General features: G+C 67.2%; 17 protein-coding genes and 2 tRNA genes. 7 read left to right on the top strand and 12 right to left on the bottom strand.

Annotated elements, in window-relative coordinates; genetic code table 11:
• Positions 1 to 23 precede the first annotated feature (23 nt).
• From A2G96_RS05600 to A2G96_RS05585, 4 genes are all read right to left on the bottom strand, one after another.
• Complete coding sequence (locus A2G96_RS05600; protein ID WP_062797499.1) at positions 24 to 281, bottom strand: putative hemolysin; 258 nt, start codon at positions 279 to 281, stop codon at positions 24 to 26.
• A gap of 66 nt (positions 282 to 347) precedes the next feature.
• Positions 348 to 1,250, bottom strand: a complete 903-nt coding sequence (gene lpxO, locus A2G96_RS05595; RefSeq protein WP_012352260.1) for a lipid A hydroxylase LpxO — start codon at positions 1,248 to 1,250, stop codon at positions 348 to 350.
• 156 nt (positions 1,251 to 1,406) lie between these two features.
• Positions 1,407 to 1,718, bottom strand: a complete 312-nt coding sequence (locus A2G96_RS05590; RefSeq protein ID WP_062797496.1) for a hypothetical protein — start codon at positions 1,716 to 1,718, stop codon at positions 1,407 to 1,409.
• A 187-nt stretch (positions 1,719 to 1,905) separates the two neighbouring features.
• Entirely contained in the window at positions 1,906 to 2,349 is a 444-nt protein-coding gene (locus tag A2G96_RS05585; RefSeq protein WP_062797494.1) for a carboxymuconolactone decarboxylase family protein, read from the bottom strand.
• 144 nt (positions 2,350 to 2,493) lie between these two features.
• Between A2G96_RS05585 and pdxR the strand changes: the two genes are divergently transcribed.
• The gene (pdxR, locus tag A2G96_RS05580; RefSeq protein WP_062797492.1) at positions 2,494 to 3,942 is read left to right on the top strand and encodes a MocR-like pyridoxine biosynthesis transcription factor PdxR; all 1,449 of its coding nucleotides are present in this window, start codon (positions 2,494 to 2,496) and stop codon (positions 3,940 to 3,942) included.
• A gap of 154 nt (positions 3,943 to 4,096) precedes the next feature.
• On the top strand, positions 4,097 to 4,405 hold the full coding sequence (locus tag A2G96_RS05575) for a hypothetical protein (RefSeq protein ID WP_062797490.1): 309 nt from the start codon (positions 4,097 to 4,099) through the stop codon (positions 4,403 to 4,405).
• 58 nt (positions 4,406 to 4,463) lie between these two features.
• On the opposite strand, the gene A2G96_RS05570 is transcribed toward A2G96_RS05575, so the two are convergent.
• Positions 4,464 to 5,147 (bottom strand): Fe2+-dependent dioxygenase, encoded by a 684-nt coding sequence (locus tag A2G96_RS05570; RefSeq protein WP_062802081.1) that lies wholly within the window; start codon positions 5,145 to 5,147, stop codon positions 4,464 to 4,466.
• A gap of 149 nt (positions 5,148 to 5,296) precedes the next feature.
• Between A2G96_RS05570 and A2G96_RS05565 the strand changes: the two genes are divergently transcribed.
• Positions 5,297 to 5,578 (top strand): hypothetical protein, encoded by a 282-nt coding sequence (locus A2G96_RS05565; RefSeq protein ID WP_062797487.1) that lies wholly within the window; start codon positions 5,297 to 5,299, stop codon positions 5,576 to 5,578.
• Positions 5,579 to 5,723: 145 nt separating this feature from the next.
• On the opposite strand, the gene A2G96_RS05560 is transcribed toward A2G96_RS05565, so the two are convergent.
• The 3 genes from A2G96_RS05560 to A2G96_RS05550 all read right to left on the bottom strand — a co-directional run bounded on the left by A2G96_RS05560 (position 5,724) and on the right by A2G96_RS05550 (position 6,427).
• Positions 5,724 to 5,799, bottom strand: a tRNA-Met gene (locus A2G96_RS05560).
• A gap of 150 nt (positions 5,800 to 5,949) precedes the next feature.
• Complete coding sequence (locus A2G96_RS05555) at positions 5,950 to 6,210, bottom strand: hypothetical protein (RefSeq protein ID WP_062797485.1); 261 nt, start codon at positions 6,208 to 6,210, stop codon at positions 5,950 to 5,952.
• Between the two features lie 140 nt (positions 6,211 to 6,350).
• Positions 6,351 to 6,427 (bottom strand) — tRNA-Arg (locus A2G96_RS05550).
• 156 nt (positions 6,428 to 6,583) lie between these two features.
• Here A2G96_RS05550 and greB point away from each other — a divergent pair.
• Complete coding sequence (gene greB / locus A2G96_RS05545) at positions 6,584 to 7,147, top strand: transcription elongation factor GreB (protein WP_062802080.1); 564 nt, start codon at positions 6,584 to 6,586, stop codon at positions 7,145 to 7,147.
• Positions 7,148 to 7,162: 15 nt separating this feature from the next.
• On the opposite strand, the gene A2G96_RS05540 is transcribed toward greB, so the two are convergent.
• The 4 genes from A2G96_RS05540 to A2G96_RS05525 form a co-directional block, all read right to left on the bottom strand.
• Positions 7,163 to 9,577 (bottom strand): RelA/SpoT family protein, encoded by a 2,415-nt coding sequence (locus tag A2G96_RS05540; protein WP_062802079.1) that lies wholly within the window; start codon positions 9,575 to 9,577, stop codon positions 7,163 to 7,165.
• A 205-nt stretch (positions 9,578 to 9,782) separates the two neighbouring features.
• Entirely contained in the window at positions 9,783 to 9,986 is a 204-nt protein-coding gene (gene rpoZ, locus A2G96_RS05535; protein WP_006578656.1) for a DNA-directed RNA polymerase subunit omega, read from the bottom strand.
• Positions 9,987 to 10,091: 105 nt separating this feature from the next.
• On the bottom strand, positions 10,092 to 10,688 hold the full coding sequence (gene gmk / locus A2G96_RS05530; RefSeq protein WP_265919393.1) for a guanylate kinase: 597 nt from the start codon (positions 10,686 to 10,688) through the stop codon (positions 10,092 to 10,094).
• A gap of 100 nt (positions 10,689 to 10,788) precedes the next feature.
• The gene (locus A2G96_RS05525) at positions 10,789 to 11,724 is read right to left on the bottom strand and encodes a YicC/YloC family endoribonuclease (protein ID WP_062797481.1); all 936 of its coding nucleotides are present in this window, start codon (positions 11,722 to 11,724) and stop codon (positions 10,789 to 10,791) included.
• A 212-nt stretch (positions 11,725 to 11,936) separates the two neighbouring features.
• Between A2G96_RS05525 and A2G96_RS05520 the strand changes: the two genes are divergently transcribed.
• The 3 genes from A2G96_RS05520 (at position 11,937) to rph (ending at position 14,800) form a co-directional block, all read left to right on the top strand.
• Positions 11,937 to 12,989 (top strand): serine/threonine protein kinase, encoded by a 1,053-nt coding sequence (locus tag A2G96_RS05520; RefSeq protein ID WP_062797479.1) that lies wholly within the window; start codon positions 11,937 to 11,939, stop codon positions 12,987 to 12,989.
• A gap of 73 nt (positions 12,990 to 13,062) precedes the next feature.
• Entirely contained in the window at positions 13,063 to 13,977 is a 915-nt protein-coding gene (locus A2G96_RS05515) for a PP2C family protein-serine/threonine phosphatase (RefSeq protein ID WP_062797477.1), read from the top strand.
• 103 nt (positions 13,978 to 14,080) lie between these two features.
• Positions 14,081 to 14,800, top strand: coding sequence for a ribonuclease PH (gene rph / locus A2G96_RS05510; protein WP_062797474.1), 720 nt, complete (start codon positions 14,081 to 14,083; stop codon positions 14,798 to 14,800).
• Positions 14,801 to 14,812 lie beyond the last annotated feature (12 nt).

Below are 14,812 nucleotides of genomic sequence, written 5' to 3'. Positions count from 1 at the left end.
GCCGGGCACTACTGCGCCACGCCTCAGCCCGGCGTGCACTCGCCGCGCATCAGCGCCCATTCCTCGCACTGCTTGCCCGACGGGAAGGTGCAGATGCCGGTCTGGCCCGCCGGCGTCGACACGATCTGCAGCTTGCCGCCGCGCTGCGCGCAGTTGACCGAGGCAGGGTTGGCCATGCCGATGGCGGCGCCGGTGCTGGCGGGGCGCCCGGCGGGCGTGGTGGTGCAGGCGGCCGCGGCAAGGCTGGCGGCCAGCCCTAAGGCTACGGGAACAATGCGCATCGGCATCTCCGGCAGGAGGCAAGTCCATAAAGCAAGAGAGCCGGCTGGCGCCGGCTCTCTTGCTGCTTACAGGTAGACGATCAAACCCACGCCCAGCACGATCAGGCCAAACTTTGTCACGTAATAGAGCTGGCGGTTCCAGGCCTTGAAGCGGCGGCGATACTGGCCACCCAGCCAGACAAAGCGGAACAGCCGGTTGATCATGCCGGTCTGGTCGTGCTCGTCGTTGGGCGAGCTGGCCGCGGTCATGACCTTGCGGCCCATCCAGTGGTTGAATTTCGCGGCCCAGCCGTAGCGCATCGGGCGCTCGATATCGCAGAACAGGATCAGCCGGTTGGCGTCGCTGCGGTTCTCGGCCCAGTGCAGGTAGGTCTCGTCGAACACCACGCCCTCGCCGTCGCGCCAGCTGTGGCGCTCGCCGTCGACCTCGATAAAGCAGCGGTCATCGTTCGGCGTCGCCAGCCCCAGGTGATAGCGCAGCGAGCCGGCAAACGGGTCGCGGTGCGGATTGAGCTTGCCGCCCGGCGGCAGCTCGGCAAACATCGCCGCCTTGACCGTGGGCAGCTCGCGCAGCAGCGCCACGGTCTTGGGGCACAGCTGCTCGGCCGACGGGTGCTGGGCTTCGTACCACTTCAGGTAGAAGCGTTTCCAGCCGTACTTGAAGAAGGAGTTGAAGCCGGCGTCGTCGTTCTTGTCGGCAGCCTTGATCTTGCGCATCGCCGCCAGCGCCAGGCCTTCATCGCGGATCTCCGGCCAGGCGGCGCGCAGCTTTTCCAGGTCGGGGAAATTGTCGACCGGGATATACGGGGTGCGGGGCACGCCCGAGAACGCGTACATAAAGCAGTTGATCGGGGCCACCAGGGCCGAATGGTCCAGCAGCTGGCGCCACAGGCGCAGGCGCACCTTGCCGCGGAAGTGCACATACAGGATGGCACCGAGGTAGCCCGCGACGATTATCCACTTGATCACCGAAATCCTCCTGGTCAGCCGTCTCCGCCGCATGGCGCGGCCCGGCTGGGCGAAAACCCGTATTTTAGCGAAACGGCGGGGGCACCGCAGCTTGCGCCGGCTGCGGCACATGCGGGACCGGGACAGCGCCGGTTGTCAGCGCCGGATAGCAGCGACTCAGGCGTCGCCGCGCGACTGGCGGGCGATGCGCTCGATCAGCGCGCGCGCGTCGTCGGGCTGGCCCTGCAGCGTCAGCAGGCGCGCGTTCAGGACCAGGTTCTCCAGCACCAGCTTGGCGGTCGAGGCCCACATCGTGGCCAGCAGCGCCTCCACCGGCAGGCCGGACGCTTCCAGCTCGCTGGAGCGTTCGGCGATCAGGCGGCAGGCCAGCTGGCGCAGCGCGGCGTCGTCGAACGGCAGGTCGGCGTAGTCGATCGGGTCTTCCTTCTCGACTTCCGTCATCAGTTGCAGCAGGGTGTCTTCGGTCATGGGCAGACTCCTGGCGAGGCACGGCAGACTACATGAGGCGTAGCCATGGACGTAGCCTACCATCCCCTCGGCACGCAAGCGCGCACCCGCAACGCCCACCGATGCCATGTGAAGGATCTGCAACAAGGCTAAAGCCTACAGGCCCCTGGAGCTGGCCGCCCCACGAAGGCGGCCAATACGCAGCCGATCAGAGCGCCGGCGGCTGGCGACGGAAGCCGACGCCGAAGCGGTTCCAGGCGTTGATGGCCGAGATCAGCAGCGTCAGGTCGGCCATCTCTTTTTCCGAGAACTGCTCGCGCAGGGCCTGGTAGTCCGCATCCGGCGCCTGGCTTTGCGGCAGCAGCGTCAGCGCCTCGGTCCACGCCAGCGCGGCGCGCTCGCGCGGGGTGAACCAGCTCACTTCGCGCCAGGCCGGCAGCAGGCTCAGGCGGCGCTCGCTTTCGCCGTGCTTGCGCGCGTCGGTGATGTGCATGTCCAGGCAGAAGGCGCAGCCGTTGATCTGCGAGGCGCGGATCTTGACCAGCTCCTTCAGCGTGGTTTCCAGCGAGCAGCGCGCCAGGTAGACCTCGACGCCGACCATTGCCTTGTAGGCGTCGGGGGCCACGTCTTGCCAGTTCATCCGTTCTTCCATGATCGATCTCCGGTTGGGTTCAGTTAAATTCAGCGGGCGCTGGGGCGGCGCCCGACGGAATGAAAGATAGACGCCTGCATTGGCCCCGTACACTGCCAATTCTTGGCAGAATCAGTAGACCAATCGACATCGCCGCCACCCGCCATGGAACTGCATCTGGTCCTCGACCACGCCAGCGACCTGACCGCGCAGATCGTCCACCACATCCGCGACGCGATCCAGGCCGGCCGGCTTGAAGCCGGCGCGCGCATGCCGCCGTCGCGCCTGCTCGGCACGCAGCTGGGCGTGGCGCGCAAGACCGTGACCACCGCCTACGAGCGGCTGGTGGCCGAAGGCTGGCTGCATGCGCGCGTCGGCGACGGCACCTATGTCGCGCAGGGGCTGGCGCGGCCGGCGGTGCGCATCGCCGCGGCGCCGGTGCTGCCGCCTGCGGTGCAGCGCTGGCTGGCCGTGCCGACCCCGTTCCTGGGGCCGATAGGCGGCGCCCGCTATGCCTTCCAGCCCGGGCAGGCCGATACCACCCGCTTTCCGCACGAAGCGTGGTCGCGCTGCGTGCGCGCCGCGCTCGCGGCCGAGCGCACGCGTGCGCCCGGCCCGGCCGATGCCGCCGGCGAGATGCCGCTGCGCCAGGCGATCGCGCGCCATATCGCCTTTACCCGCGGCGTGCAGAGCGCGCCGACCGACATCCTCGTCACCAGCGGCGCGCAGCAGGGCATCGACCTGCTGGCGCGGCTGCTGCTCGGGCCGGGCGCGGTGGTGGCGATGGAGGATCCCGGCTATCCGATGGCACGCGCCTTGTTCCAGGGCCTTGGCGCGCGGGTGGTGCCGGTGCCGGTCGACGACGAAGGCCTGGTGGTGGGCGAACTGCCCAATGACGCCACGCTGATCTATGTCACGCCCTCGCACCAGTCGCCGCTGGGCGTGCCGATGAGCCTGGCGCGGCGCCAGGCCCTGCTCGACTGGGCCGCACGCCGCCATGCGGTGATCCTGGAGGACGACTACGACAGCGAGTTCCGCTACGGCGGCCAGGCGCTGGATGCGCTGCAGACGCTCGACCGGCACGGCCGCGTGGTCTACCTGGGCACGTTCTCCAAGACCCTGGCGGCCAACCTGCGCGGCGGCTATCTGGTAGTGCCGCCGTGGCTGATGCCGGCGGCGCGCAAGGTCAAGCACCTGATGGACTGGTACACGCCGACGCTGCTGCAGCAGGCGCTGGCGCGCTTCCTGTCGGAAGGCCACCTGCTGCGCCATATCCGGCGTTCGCATGCGCGCCATGCCCAGCGCCGCGCGCGCTTGCTGGCGCGGCTGCAGGGCGACCTGTCGCCGTGGCTGGAGCCGCTGCCGGCGGTGGCCGGCTTCCACCTGGCGGCACGGCTGCGGGTGCCGGTGGCCACCGAGGCGCTGGTGTCGATGGCGCGGCTGGCGGATCTGGAACTGGCCACGCTGGATCCCTGCTATGCCAGTCCGCCACCCAATTGCGCGGGGCTGCTGCTGGGCTTCGGCGCGATCGATCTACTGGATATCGACCCTGCCCTGGACCGGCTGGCGATGGTACTCTCTGCCTTGGCTCCCGCCCCGCCGCACCCTGCGTGATGCGGCCGGCACCGGAGCGTGCCAGCCGCGCACGGCAAGCAGGTGACACACCTTCGACATGGCGCCTCAGCCATACTTGCCGGGCGAATTTGCTGTGAACAAAACGGATGTACGAAAGTCTCATTCGCACTTCCAAACAACCCGAGTCGCGTTCATGACCAAGCGTTTGTTGTCCGCCATGCGTCAGTACGCATGGTTTGCAGGGGTGAAGCATCATGTCGTGCAGGGCGTCGAAGCCCTGGCCGAGCTGCTCAAGTCCCCTTCCGCCGCGGCGCGCGCCGTCGCGGCCATCGTTGCCGAAACCGAGCAGGGCGTACAGGTCTGGGTCTCGTACTTCGGCAAGCCGCTGGACCCGCACACCAACTATGTGCTGTGGCCGAACCGGGCGCTGCGTCCGGCGCGGCGGCGCATCCAGCCTTCTCCCATCGAGTTGCTGCAGCATCAGCGACGGCGCGACGACTAGTCGCCCTGCCCATCCCCGCTAATCCAATGCCGCGCGCCCGCACGGGCGCCGGCAGGGCTCAGGCGTCGGCCCAGCGCCGCAGCAGGTTGTGATAGACGCCGGTCAGGCCGATCACCGATTCGTGCGCCTGGCCGAGCTGCTGCGCCACCTGGCGGATGCGTCCGTCGAGCTCGAACAGCATCGCGCGCTGGCCGTCGTCGCGGACCATGCTCTGGATCCAGAAGAACGACGACACCCGCGCCCCCCGCGTGACTGGCGTCACGTGGTGGATGCTGGTGGCCGGGTACAGCACCATGTGCCCGGCCGGCAGTTTCACGCGCTGCTGCCCGTAGGTGTCCTCGATCACCAGTTCGCCGCCGTCGTAGTCTTCCGGTTCGGTCAGGAACAGCGTCGCCGACAGGTCGCTGCGAATGCGGAAGCTGGTGCCGCGCAGGTAGCGGATCGCGTTGTCGACATGGTTGGCAAAGGTATGCCCGCCCTCATAGCGGTTGAACAGCGGCGGATAGACCTTCAGCGGCAGCGCCGCCGAGAAGAACAATGCATGGTTGCCCAGTGCGTCCTGGATCAGGTCGCCGACCTGCCGCGCCGCCGGCGAGCCCTCGGGCAGCTGCAGGTTGCGCTTGGCCAGCGCCGACTGGTAGCCCGAGGTTTCGTTGCCATCGGTCCAGGACGCCGCGTCGATGATCTCGCGCACCTGCGCGACCTGGGCCTTGGTCAATACGTCGGGGATCTGCAGCATCATGATGGCTTCTACGTCGGGATAAATCGGCAGGCGCCCATTGTAGGGGAAGCCCGCACCGGCCCCGAACAAGAATCATTATTGTTTGATCCCGTGCAGGCGGCGCCTTCACTACAATGGTTGGGGTATGCCGTCATCGACAAGGAGCAGACATGTCCGAACCGCTACACGACGAAGCGCTGGTCAATCTCTACCTGGAACGCATCTCGGCCCTTTCGGTCAGCGCCTTCGACGGCGCCGACGTCAGCGGCGAAGTCGATGCGGTGATGCGCGAAGCCGTGACCAAATGCCAGGCCTCCGGCGGGCCGCAGGCACAGGGAACGCTGACGGTGCTCGCCGCGCGCTTGCGCGATCGTGCCAACGCGGCCGAACGCGAAGACCAGCCGCTGGTGCGCGACACCTTCAGGCTGGCAGCGGAACGCGTGCCGGCCTGACGTTGATGCGTTGCGAGTCCGTGCATGCGTGCAATGGCCGCATCGGCATCGATGTCAAATCACTAAGGGGAGTTGGCCGGTTGGCCTGAGGAACAACGCTTGAGAGACTGCGGCGGTTGCCGCGGCTGGCTGATTGCCAGGGTGTTGGTTGCGGGGGCAGGACTTGAACCTGCGACCTTCGGGTTATGAGCCCGACGAGCTGCCAACTGCTCCACCCCGCGTCTGAAGGAGATGGATTATGGGTGATCCGCCGGCGCATGGCAAGCACTATTTGCGTCTGCACGGCAAATCGTTCGCAACCGCGGGCAAGGCAATACATCACAACGTGATATAAACCGCTGCGCGCGCGATGGCGCTATGGCTTGCCGCGTTTATTCGGCAGGTCCCAGCAGGCGATCGACCAGCGCATAGCCGGCGCCGAACGCAGCCACCTCGGCCGCATGGCGCGTGGAGAACTGCTGTGGCCCGCTGGCGAGCAGTTCGGTATCGCCGGCATCGGCCGGATCGGCACCTTCCTGCGATACGCGCACCTCGTAACCCCAACGGCCGATGCTGCCCTGCCCCTGCGGCGACACCAGGACGTAGACGTCCATGCCGCGATATGCCTCGACGCGCCAGTCAGCGTTGTCCATGCGTACGACTCCCGGTTCAGTGATGATGCTTCGAGACTAGGAGGCGCCACGCGCGACTGCAAGGCACGGCGAACAGCAAAGACAGACGCAGCAAACAAAAAGGGCTTCCGTTTCCGGAAGCCCTTTTCTTTCTGCATAGGTGGCGCGGCTGGCAGGATTCGAACCCACGACCCCTTGGTTCGTAGCCAAGTACTCTATCCAACTGAGCTACAGCCGCACGCGAGAAAAAGATTATAACCCAGTTTTCGTTTTTGGGAAGCCCCCTTCCAACTTTTTTGTGATCTTTATCGCGGCGGGTCGAGGCAGGCCCGCCCTGGCGCGGCCTGCCAGCGGGCTTTTCCTATAATGGCAGACTGAAGAAGTGATGCGGACCATGAACAAGGCATTTGTCAAAGAGTCCTCGGGCGACGAGGACGACGATCTCCCCGAAGGCGCAGCACCGCTGCCACCCGGCACCAAGAACTACATCACCGCGCAAGGCTATGCGCGCCTGCGCGATGAACTGATGCACCTGATCGATGTCGAGCGGCCCGACGTGGTGCAGATCGTGTCGTGGGCGGCGTCGAATGGCGACCGCTCCGAGAACGGCGACTATCTCTATGGCAAGAAGCGCCTGCGCGAGATCGACCGCCGCATCCGCTTCCTCACGCGCCGCCTCGACAAGGCCGAAGTGGTCGACCCGTCCCTGCAGGGCGACAACGACCAGATCTTCTTTGGCGCCACCGTCACCTACGCGCATGCGTCGGGCGAAGAGACCACCATCACCATCGTCGGCATGGACGAGGTCGATCTCGACCACAACCACGTCAGCTGGATTTCGCCAATCGCCAAGGCGCTGCTCAAGGCGCGCGAAGGCGACACCGTGGCGTTGCGCACGCCGGCCGGCGTCGAGCAGATCGATATCCTGGAAGTCCGCTATCCGGCGCCCAAGCAGTAAGCCGGCGCCGGCGCTTTAGTTATCGTTGCGATCGCGGAAGATGCGGATCACGTCGGGGTTGCGGCGCAGCCCGCGCATCACGTTGGCCAGGTGCAGGCGGTTCTGCACCTGGATGATGAACTGCATGTAGGTGGCTTCCTGCTGGCCGGCGTCCTGCTGCTCCATCGCCACGTGGGCAACGTTGGCGTCGGCCGCGGTCAGGTCCGCCGCGACGCGCGCGACGATGCCCTTGACGTTGCGCACCATCACCTTGATCGACACATCGAAGGCGCGCGTGGTCTTCTTGGCCCACATCACGTCGATCCAGTGCTCGGGATCCTTGCTGTGCAGGCGCTTGGCGATCTTGCAGTCCTGCACGTGGATCTGCAGCCCCTCGCCCTTGCCCAGGTAGCCGACGATGGAATCGCCGGGGATCGGGCGGCAGCATGCCGAGAAGATCATCGACATGCCTTCGTCGCCGGTGATCGGCACCGCGGGCGCTTCCTCGCCGGCAAAGGTCTGTACCGCCGCCAGCAGCGCGCTGTCGACATCGCCGGACAGCTCCTGCAGCAGGATCTCCATGCGCTTGGCCACCACCGCCGGCACGCGACGGCCCAGCGCCAGGTCGGCGAAGATGTCTTCGCGCTGCTTGTTGCCGGTCCACTGGATCATGCGGTCCCACACCGACTGCGGCACCGCCTTCAGCTCGATGCCGAGCTGGCGCGCCGACTGCTCCAGCAGCCGCTCGCCCAGCTGGATCGCCTCGTCCAGCTTGGTGGTCTTCAGGTAGTGGCGGATCGCCGCGCGCGCCTTGCCGGTGCGGACGAACGACAGCCACGCCGGATTGGGCTTGGAGTACGGGGCCGTCACCACCTCGACGATGTCGCCGCTCTTCAGCTCGGTGCGCAGCGGCAGCATCTCGTTGTTGATCTTGACCGCGACGCACTGGTTGCCCAGGTCGCTGTGCACCGCGTAGGCAAAGTCCAGCGCGGTGGCGCCGCGCGGCAGCGCGCGGATATGGCCCTTGGGCGTGAACACGTAGACCGCGTCCGGGAACAGGTCGATCTTGACGTGCTCGAGGAATTCCTGCGAATCGCCGGTCTGGCTCTGGATATCGAGCAGCGACTGCAGCCACTGGTGCGCCTGCTGCTGGATATCGTTGGCGTGGTCGGCCTGGTGCTTGTACATCCAGTGCGCGGCCACGCCGGCCTCGGCGATCTGGTGCATGTCGCGCGTGCGGATCTGGAACTCCACCGGCGTGCCGAACGGCCCCACCAGCGTGGTGTGCAGCGACTGGTAGCCGTTGATCTTGGGGATCGCGATGTAGTCCTTGAACTTGCCGGGCATCGGCTTGTACAGGCCGTGCAGCGCGCCCATCGCCATGTAGCAGTGCATCTGCGTTTCCACCACCACGCGGAAACCGTACACGTCCAGCACCTGCGAGAACGACAGCTGCTTGTCGTGCATCTTGCGATAGATGCTGTACAGCGTCTTCTCGCGCCCGGACAGCTCGGCGACGATGCCGGCATCGGCCAGCGCCTTCTGCGCGGCCTCGAGGATGCGCTTGACCACCTCGCGCCGGTTGCCGCGCGCGGCCTTGACCGCTTTTTCGAGCGTGGCGTAGCGGAACGGCGAGCCGACCTTGAACGACAGTTCCTGCAGCTCGCGGTAGATCGTGTTGAGACCGAGACGGTGCGCGATCGGCGCATAGATCTCCATGGTCTCGAGCGCGATGCGGCGGCGCTTCTCCGGCGGCACGAAGTCGAGCGTGCGCATGTTGTGCGTACGGTCGGCCAGCTTCACCAGGATCACGCGCACGTCGCGCGCCATCGCCAGCAGCATCTTGCGGAAGCTTTCCGCCTGCGCCTGCTCGCGGCTCTGGAATTCGAGCTTGTCCAGCTTGGTCAGGCCATCGACCAGTTCGGCGACCTTGGGGCCGAATTTCTCGGCCAGCTCGCTCTTGGTGATGCCCTGGTCTTCCATCACGTCGTGCAGCAGCGCCGCCATGATGGACTGCACGTCCAGCTTCCAGTCCGCGCACAGCTCGGCCACCGCCACCGGATGGGTGATATAGGGCTCGCCGCTCTGGCGGTACTGGCCCAGGTGGGCCTCGTCGGAAAACTGGAAGGCCTCGCGCACGCGCGCCAGGTCTGGTGCCTTCAGGTACGCGAGCTTCTCCATCAGCCGGGTGATGGAGATGACCTGCTGGCGCGGCGGCACCGCCGGCTGCGAGGTCGGGCCGAAGAAGTGCCGGTATGACTGCGCCAGCACCGCATCGATAAACAGGCTGTCGGCTGCCGGCGGCGCCACTTGCTGCGCCGCGGCCAGTTCATCCGGCACCGCCGCGCCGCGCGCCTTGCCCGGTGCCAGCGCTGGCGCGACGGCGCGCTCGCCGACGACATCGTCGCCGAGCGGATCGGGAAGATTGGGAGCGCCGGTGCGCGCGTTCACGGAAGACTGGCCCGGAATGGTGCGCTTACGCGCGGCGGGCGGGGCCGCATCGCCAGGCGCCGGCGCGACGGCGGTCGGCGACGGCTGCGATGGAGGCTTGGAGGGCGGATGCGGCGAAGGCATGGCGGCGGCCCGGGGAATCCGGCTGGGTAGCCTGGAACTGTGCTGGCACGATGCAGGGATGAGCCATGGGCCGCCTGGTCGATCAGGTCGGGACCTTTTTCAGCATCTCGATGCCGACCTGGCCCGACGCGATCTCGCGCAGTGCCACCACGGTCGGCTTGTCCTTCGCTTCGACCTTGGGCGTGTGGCCCTGCACCAGCTGGCGCGCACGATACGTGGCCGCCAGCGCGAGCTCGAAACGATTCGGAATGTGTTTCAGACAATCTTCGACGGTAATACGCGCCATATCAAATCCACCTTGGGACAAAACCTTACGTTGGGTTGCCATTTTACAGCACGCGGCGGAAAACGCCGGCGGCGCTCCGAGCGGCTGTCATCGGCAGGCATCGTTTCAGTGGATGCCGAGCTCGATGAACAGCTCCGCATGCCGCGCCTTCTGCGACGAAAAGCGCAGCCGCGTGGCGCTGACGACGTTGCGCAACTGCTCCAGCGCATCGTCGAACACCTCGTTGATGATCACGTAGTCCGACTCCGAGGCGTGGGCCATTTCGCTGCCCGCGGCCAGCAGGCGGCGCACGATCACGTTGGGCTCGTCCTGGCCGCGCTTTTTCAGGCGCTCTTCCAGCGCGGTCAGCGACGGCGGCAGGATGAAGATCTCGACCGCGTTGGAAAAGCGCTGGTGCACCTGCTGCGCGCCCTGCCAGTCGATCTCGAGCAGCACGTCGTTGCCTTGCGCCATCTGCTGCTCGATCCACACGCGCGAGGTCGCGTAGTAGTTGCCGTGCACCTCGGCCCATTCCAGGAAGTCGCCGCGGTCGCGCGCGCTGCGGAACGCGTCGACCGTGACGAAGTGGTACTCGCGGCCGTCCTCCTCGCCCGGACGCGGCGCGCGCGTGGTGTGCGAGATCGACAGGCGGATGGCGGGGTCCTGCGCCAGCAGCGCGTTGACCAGCGTCGACTTGCCCGCGCCCGAGGGCGCCACCACCATGAAGAGGTTGCCGGGGTAGGCGGTGTCGATGGCGGTGTGCGAGATCGGAGCGGAGGCCGATGGAGAAGTTGAGCTCATGATGATTCGGTGACTGACTGACTTACTCTAGATTCTGGACCTGCTCGCGCATCTGCTCGATCAGCAGCTTGAGCTCCATCGAGGCATCCGCCAGCTCCTTGGCGGCGGCCTTGGAGCCCAGCGTGTTGGCCTCGCGGTTGAGCTCCTGCATCATGAAGTCGAGGCGCTTGCCGACCTGGCCGCCCTTCTTCAGGATATGGCGCGTTTCGTTCAGGTGCGCCTGCAGCCGCGACAGCTCTTCGGCGATGTCGATGCGGATGCCGTAGACGGTGGCTTCCTGGCGGATGCGCTCGGCAATCTCGTCGCGGCTCATCGCCGGCATGCCGTTGGGCGCGGCCAGGTTGAAGGCTTCCTGCAGGCGCTCGGTCAGCTTTTCCTGGTGATGCGCGATCAGCTGCGGGATGGTCGGGGTCAGGCGCTCGACGATCGCCAGCATGGCGTCGATGCGCTCGGTCAGCGTGGCCTTGAGCGCGTCGCCCTCGCGGCGGCGCGCTTCCAGCAGCTGGTCGAGTGCCTCGCGCGCGGCGCCGAGCACGGCCTCGCGCAGCGACTCCTGCGACAGCTCCGGTTCGACCAGCACGCCGGGCCAGCGCAGGATCTCGCCCATGCGCAGGGTGCCGGCGCTGCTGAAGGTGGCGGCCACGGTGGTTTCGAGCGCGCGAATCTGCGCCAGCAGCCCGTCGTTCAGCGCCAGCGTGGCGCCGCCGGCATCGGTGCGCTGCAGGTTGATGCGGCACTCCAGCTTGCCGCGCGACAGCTCGGCCATCAGCATCTCGCGCAACGCCGGCTCGAACGCGCGGCATTCTTCGGGGGCCCGGAACAACAGGTCGAGGAAACGCGAATTGACAGTGCGGAATTCCACCGAGACGGACGCGGTGCGGCCGCTGGGCTCGCCCTGCGCGTTGGTCAATGGCGCCTGGCGCGTCGCCAGGCCGTAGCCTGTCATGCTGTGGATCATTGGTTGTTCTCGTGATTGGCGCCGCACCAGGCCGAAGCGGCCGCGGCCTGCCGGCGGACACCCGCCCGGCAGCTGCGCGGCGCAGCCTGAGGGGGCGCCCTCAAAACGTTGAAAGGCGGGCAATAACGCCCGTATTTGTGTTCTTTACAAGTGACCGATTAGCCCGGACAATCCTGTGGCAAATCCGCGGGGGCAACTCCGGTCCTATTCCCATGACAGAGCCAAAGGGCACGCCACAACCGAAGAGTGCACCGCTGCCCGTCGGCACGCTGCTGTCCAACTATCGTATTGTAAAGAAGTTGGCCAGCGGGGGGTTCAGTTTCGTCTACCTGGCCACCGACGAAACCGGCGCGCCGGTCGCCATCAAGGAGTACCTGCCGTCGTCGCTGGCGCGGCGCAACCCGGGCGAACTGATCCCGGTGGTGCCCGAGGAAAACGCCGCGGCGTTCCGGCTGGGCCTGAAGTACTTCTTCGAAGAGGGCCGCTCGCTGGCCCGCATTTCCCATCCCAGCGTGGTGCGCGTGGTGAACTTCTTCCGCGAGAACGCCACCGTCTACATGGTGATGAACTACGAGCTGGGCAAGACGCTGCAGGAGCATGTGCTGGCGGCCCGGCAGCAAGGCCGCGCCAAGGTGCTGCGCGAGCATTTCATCCGCAAGGTCTTCCACGACCTGATGAGCGGCCTGCGCGAAGTGCATATCCACAAGCTGCTGCACCTGGACATCAAGCCCGGCAACATCTACCTGCGCGAAGACGAGTCCCCCATCCTGCTCGATTTCGGCGCCGCGCGGCAGACCCTGACGATGGAGGCGGCGCGCTTCCAGCCGATGTACACGCCCGGCTTCGCCGCGCCGGAACTGTACGGCAAGCACACCGACCTGGGCCCGTGGACCGACGTCTACAGCCTGGGCGCGACGCTCTACGCCTGCATGGCCGGACTGCCGCCGCAGGAAGCCAACCAGCGCGAGAAAGACGACCGCATGGGCGAGGCGCTGATGCGGCTGCGCAGCAGCTACACCAACGGCCTGGTCGACCTGGTCGAGTGGTGCCTGCGGCTGGAGCCGTCGGGCCGCCCGCAGAGCGTGTTCCGGCTGCAGAAGGAATTGCGCGAGCAGACCAACGCGCTGGGCGAGCAGGCGCTGGCGCCCGCGACCCAGGCGCCGGCACCCGCCCCCCTGCCGCCGGAAAAAGCGCCCGCGACCTCGCGCTTTTTGACGCTGCTGCGCCGGCGCGATGAGCCCGCACCCGGCGCGAGCGTCGACTGAATCACAAAACCGGCCGCGACGCCTGTGCGCGCGCGTCCGACCCATCGAACCCCAGGAAAGCCAACCAGCCAACATGCGATTCTCTGTCTACCAGGAAAGCAGGAAAGGCGGCCGCCGCATCAACCAGGACCGCATGGGCTACTGCTTCACGCGCGACGCGCTGCTGATGGTGCTGGCCGACGGCCTGGGCGGGCACGCCCACGGCGAAGTCGCCGCGCAGCAGGCGCTGCAGACGCTGGCGCGCCAGTTCCAGCTGCAGGCGCGGCCCGCGGTGCGCAACCCGGCCGAGTTCCTGCAGGACACCATCATGCTGGCGCACCGCGAGATCCACCGCTATGCCGAGGCCAACCAGATGGCTGACGTGCCCCGCACCACGGTGGTCTGCTGCCTGGTGCAGCACGGCCAGATCCACTGGGCCCATGCCGGCGATTCGCGCTATTACCTGCTGCGCAAGGGCCGGCTGCTGACGCGCACGCGCGACCACTCCAAGATCGAGAACCTGCTGCAGCAGGAGCGCGTGCTGCCGATGGAGGTGGCCAACCACCCCGAGCGCAACAAGCTCTACAACTGCCTGGGCTCGCCCAACCTGCCGCTGATCGACCTGGGCGGGCCGGTGCGGCTGGAACCGGGCGACGTCGCCCTGCTCTGCTCCGACGGCCTGTGGGGCCCGCTCGACGAGCCGGTGCTGGTCGACAAGCTGTCGCGGCTTTCGGTGGTGCAGGCGGTGCCGGCGCTGATCGACCAGGCGCTGCAGCAGGCTGGCGAAGGTGCCGACAACACCACCGGCATCGCCATGATGTGGGAGCTGGACACCAACACCGCCGGCCAGGATGCGGTGATGACCGACACCCTGCCGCTCAACGCCTTCACCACCTCGATCCTCGAGCGCAACGGCACCGACAGCGACCTGCTGTCCGAGGAAGAGATCGAGCGCTCGATCGCCGAGATCCGCGCCGCCATCGACAAGACCAGCAACTTGATGCGGTGATGGCACCCGCAGGGGACCGTCCGGGGCGGCGCGCCAGCGCACACCGGCCGGCAGCGGTAGAATCGCGGTCTCTCCTCTCTACCCCTTGCGGACAGACCATCTCATGCGACCCAGCGGCCGCGCAGCCGATGCGCTGCGTTCCATCAGCCTTACCCGCCACTACACCCGCCACGCCGAAGGCTCGGTCCTGTGCGCCTTTGGCGATACCAAGGTGCTGTGCACCGCCAGCGTGCTGGCCAGGGTGCCGCCGCACAAGAAGGGCAGCGGCGAAGGCTGGGTCACGGCCGAATACGGCATGCTGCCGCGCGCCACCCATACGCGTTCCGACCGCGAGGCCGCGCGCGGCAAGCAGACCGGCCGCACCCAGGAAATCCAGCGCCTGATCGGCCGCGCCATGCGCTCGGTGTTCGACCTGGCGGCGCTGGGCGAATACACCCTGCATCTCGACTGCGACGTGCTGCAGGCCGACGGCGGCACCCGCACCGCAGCCATCACCGGCGCCTTTGTCGCCGTCCACGACGCGGTCGCGACCATGCTGCGCGACGGCCTGATCGCCGCCAGCCCGATCCGCGACCATGTCGCCGCGGTCTCGGTCGGCATGGTCGACGGCGTGCCGGTGCTGGACCTCGACTACGCCGAGGACAGCAACTGCGACACCGACATGAACGTGGTCATGACCGGAAGCGGCGGCTTTGTCGAAGTGCAGGGCACCGCCGAGGGCGCGCCCTTCAGCCGCGCCGATCTCGACGCCATGACGCGCCTGGCCGAAGCCGGCATCGCCCGCCTGGTGCAGCTCCAGCGCGAAGCGCTGGGCCTGGCCTGAGCCACGGAGCCC

The sequence above is a fragment of the Cupriavidus nantongensis genome (assembly GCF_001598055.1).
Classification (GTDB): Bacteria; Pseudomonadota; Gammaproteobacteria; order Burkholderiales; family Burkholderiaceae; genus Cupriavidus; species Cupriavidus nantongensis.
Note: the sequence above shows the minus strand (reverse complement) of the source record. Positions and strands in the feature narration are given on the sequence as shown.

What these genes read in the sequence shown, in the direction of transcription:
- greB (WP_062802080.1), top strand. Translation starts at nt 6,584, where the DNA reads ATGAACAAGGCATTTGTCAAAGAGTCCTCGGGCGACGAGGACGACGAT.
- gmk (WP_265919393.1), bottom strand. Translation starts at nt 10,688, where the DNA reads ATGGTGGTGGCGCCCTCGGGCGCGGGCAAGTCGACGCTGGTCAACGCG.
- A2G96_RS05525 (WP_062797481.1), bottom strand. Translation starts at nt 11,724, where the DNA reads ATGATCCACAGCATGACAGGCTACGGCCTGGCGACGCGCCAGGCGCCA.
- A2G96_RS05575 (WP_062797490.1), top strand. Translation starts at nt 4,097, where the DNA reads ATGACCAAGCGTTTGTTGTCCGCCATGCGTCAGTACGCATGGTTTGCA.
- rpoZ (WP_006578656.1), bottom strand. Translation starts at nt 9,986, where the DNA reads ATGGCGCGTATTACCGTCGAAGATTGTCTGAAACACATTCCGAATCGT.
- A2G96_RS05515 (WP_062797477.1), top strand. Translation starts at nt 13,063, where the DNA reads ATGCGATTCTCTGTCTACCAGGAAAGCAGGAAAGGCGGCCGCCGCATC.
- A2G96_RS05565 (WP_062797487.1), top strand. Translation starts at nt 5,297, where the DNA reads ATGTCCGAACCGCTACACGACGAAGCGCTGGTCAATCTCTACCTGGAA.
- pdxR (WP_062797492.1), top strand. Translation starts at nt 2,494, where the DNA reads ATGGAACTGCATCTGGTCCTCGACCACGCCAGCGACCTGACCGCGCAG.
- A2G96_RS05555 (WP_062797485.1), bottom strand. Translation starts at nt 6,210, where the DNA reads ATGGACAACGCTGACTGGCGCGTCGAGGCATATCGCGGCATGGACGTC.
- A2G96_RS05570 (WP_062802081.1), bottom strand. Translation starts at nt 5,147, where the DNA reads ATGATGCTGCAGATCCCCGACGTATTGACCAAGGCCCAGGTCGCGCAG.
- A2G96_RS05600 (WP_062797499.1), bottom strand. Translation starts at nt 281, where the DNA reads ATGCGCATTGTTCCCGTAGCCTTAGGGCTGGCCGCCAGCCTTGCCGCG.
- rph (WP_062797474.1), top strand. Translation starts at nt 14,081, where the DNA reads ATGCGACCCAGCGGCCGCGCAGCCGATGCGCTGCGTTCCATCAGCCTT.
- A2G96_RS05585 (WP_062797494.1), bottom strand. Translation starts at nt 2,349, where the DNA reads ATGGAAGAACGGATGAACTGGCAAGACGTGGCCCCCGACGCCTACAAG.
- A2G96_RS05520 (WP_062797479.1), top strand. Translation starts at nt 11,937, where the DNA reads ATGACAGAGCCAAAGGGCACGCCACAACCGAAGAGTGCACCGCTGCCC.
- A2G96_RS05590 (WP_062797496.1), bottom strand. Translation starts at nt 1,718, where the DNA reads ATGACCGAAGACACCCTGCTGCAACTGATGACGGAAGTCGAGAAGGAA.